Origin of the sequence: Nodosilinea sp. LEGE 07088, assembly GCF_015207395.1 — a bacterium.
GTDB lineage: Bacteria > Cyanobacteriota > Cyanobacteriia > Phormidesmidales > Phormidesmidaceae > Nodosilinea.
In genome coordinates, this window is record NZ_JADEWX010000326.1 from 1 (window position 1) to 2911 (window position 2911).

Annotated in this window: 2 protein-coding genes; one reads left to right on the forward strand and one right to left on the reverse strand. The window is 55.6% G+C overall.

All coding sequences use genetic code 11. The annotated features are described in order from the left end of the window. Positions 1–248: 248 nt before the first annotated feature. Positions 249–1472 (reverse strand): DUF790 family protein, encoded by a 1224-nt coding sequence (locus tag IQ254_RS30580; protein ID WP_193969902.1) that lies wholly within the window; start codon positions 1470–1472, stop codon positions 249–251. Between the two features lie 98 nt (positions 1473–1570). Here IQ254_RS30580 and IQ254_RS30585 point away from each other — a divergent pair, with 98 nt between their 5' ends. Continuing rightward, positions 1571–2464 (forward strand): alpha/beta fold hydrolase, encoded by an 894-nt coding sequence (locus tag IQ254_RS30585; protein ID WP_193969903.1) that lies wholly within the window; start codon positions 1571–1573, stop codon positions 2462–2464. Positions 2465–2911: the final 447 nt, after the last annotated feature.

The following is a 2911-nucleotide window of genomic DNA, read 5'->3' on the forward strand; positions in this document are numbered from 1 at the left end:
AGGCTCAGTTTATTGTGGTCAGCCTGCGCCGCCCCATGATTGAAGCTGCCCAGCGTACCATTGGCGTTACCCAGGCCCGGGGGGCCTACACCCAGGTGCTGGGCATCGATCTAGAAGCCCAAAGCGCTACTCACTAGATAACAAGTGCTCGTCTGGGCTAACTTGCCATAGCGAACAGTTGATGAACCATCTCGGGTACTTCAATATTGGTGATGCCGCCCAAGATTTCAAAGGGTATGTTGCAAGCCTCAGTCTCCCAGCACCTCTAGTACCACCTTCGGCTGGAGCTTGGTCTTAAACCACACCACCTGAGCTGGTACTTTGGCAATATCTACCCCCGCATTTTCCAAATTGAGCCGCTCCGACACCGCCAAAATCAGGTTGTCGCGCCCCGATTTGCGCACCTGAGCAAACTTCTTGCGCAGGTACTCGGGCCGCCAGTAGCCCACAATCTCCAGCAAATACTCCCGCCCGTCGGGGTGCACTAGGCGAAAGTCAGGAATCATCACGCTACCGGGAAGGGGAATCAGATCCACTTCCCGCTCCAGCCGCCAGGGAGTCTTGGCGGGCCAGCGGCTGACGAACGACTCTTCAATCATGCTGTCGTAGGTCTTGCCGGGGGGGTAGTGGGTGACCAGACCACAGTCGCTGGTGAGTTTAAACTGGCGCGGCTTGACCTGCTGGGTAAAGTTGTCTTTGATCTGGAGCTTGGCGGTCAGCCGCCACTTGCTGACATGGAGAATGGCTGGAATCAGCTTGGCAATATCCACGCCGTAGCGGGTACTGGCTTTAAACAGACTGGCCGGGCCGTCGATGGTGATGGTAAACCCCTGGTCGGCGTCGCCTTCGATGTAGGTCATCAGCCGAAACAGCTTCAGGTAGCGAAACATCAGTTTGTATTCGCCAGGGTCGTTGCGGTACAGATGCATGGCCAGGTCGCTGGCTTTATAAAATACCCCCTGGGTCTGCGACAGGTTATAGCGATGAATTAGCGCCTCTGGGGTGGGGGGCTCAAACTCAATCAAAATGTGGTTATCCTTGCGATCGGCGTAAAGCCCCTGGCGTAAATCCGCTGCGGATACGTCTCGATTCAGTTCTTGGGTAAGCTGCTGGGCGAGGGTGTCTAAATGCCCCCTAGCTATAGCCGGCGCGGGCGCGGTTTGAGCCGCTAGGGCAAATACTCGCCGTCGCAGCTCAATCGGCTCCAGGGGGCTAACGATGTCAAAGGTGGCGAAACTATTGCGTAGAATATGGGCCAGTCCGCGCTTGATGCGGTAGTTGGTGTCTTCGCCCTCGAGTTCTTGGAGGTAGCGGTTGAGCTCACCCTGGGTATGCCCCACCTGCTGCTGAAAGAGATGGATCAGCTCCGCTGCGATCGCGCCATTGGTCGCATCCAGCGCCAGCCGCTTGGGTTGTACCTCCTCCCCCTGCAATCGATAGATTAACAGCTCACTAGGTAACGTTAGTCTCACCTCCTAGGGCAGATCAAGCCATAGATCGGCCTAAAATTGAATCGCGGGTAAGGCCTTTGGCCTACACCCCATCGCCTTGAATCTTACCGGACATCCCCATGCTTAACTTCCAGCCCTTGGGTTTTATCCAACAGGCCCTGGCCACCGAGTTGGGAGTCATGGCCTACTACACCCCTGGGGGTTCACCCTGGACTAGTGCAGCTGAAACGGCTCGCCCACCACTGGTGTTTTTGCACAGTCTGGGGGGTGGTTCATCTGCCTTCGAGTGGTCTAAGGTTTATGCGGCCTTCGGGGCAACTCATCGGGTCATTGCTCCCGATCTAATTGGCTGGGGCCAGTCAACCCATCCAGCCCGGGCTTACTCTGTAGACGACTATTTTTACCTCATTACCCATCTATTAGAGTCACTCACCCAGCCGCCCACGCTGGTAGTCGCGACCTCCCTCACCGCTGGGGTTGTGTTACGTCTAGCCGCCCTGCGGCCTGAGTTGTTCAAGGGGTTATTTTTGGTATCGCCTTCGGGCAATAGCGACTTTGGCCGCGACTACAAAGCGAGTTTACCGGCCCTATTGGCCAGCATCCCGGGGGTAGATCGCCTCTTATACCAGGTCGGTGCAGCCAATGAACTGGCCGTGCGGTCGTTTCTATCGACGTTTCTCTTTGCCGACCCCAGCCGCATCACGCCAGATACCGTACAGGGCTACCTGGCCTGCACTCAGCAGCCCAATGCCGAGTACGCTGCCCTAGCCTCTCTCAATGGAGACATTAGCTTCGATCTGGCTCGCTACATTGGTCAGCTGCAAACCCCCACGACCTTTGTGCTGGGCGCTGGGTCTCGGTTTTCGGCCCCGGCGATGGTAAAGCGGTTAGCTAGCTTAAACCCCAACGCCATACACCCGGTGATCGAAATCCCCAATTCTGGAGTATTGCCCCACGTAGAACATCCTGCTGTTGTGATGGGCCTATTGAGACGGTTTTTGGCCACTGCTTAGGGCGCGTTGGAGTAAGCGCTCATTTTAAGATAGCCCCATGGAGTTACTCTGGGAGCATCAGACTGATGGGATCTTGATCCTATGCTTCTGTACTGATTGTTAGGCTCTAGCTCAGCATTGGTGATGAAGTTGGCCGTCACCGTTGGCCGTTCTATAGCCAGTCTATTTTTTATGGGCAAAGCCCTGTCGTTAGACGCATCGATCGCAGCTAAGCCCTCAGCGAGGTGCCTGCGGTCATTCGATACCTCGAACAGCGACCGGTGCAGGGCAAGGTCGCCATCGTCGTTTGAGGAGGTAGCCATCTATAAAAAAGTGGTCTAAGTAGCTAGGCGCAATTAAATATAAAACGTTCCAGTGGGTAATCTCCGGTTCTACTACGTGCCTCCATGCCCTCAATGACGGTCATGGCCAGGTCATATTCGTTATCAAACATCTGCCCGGCAATCT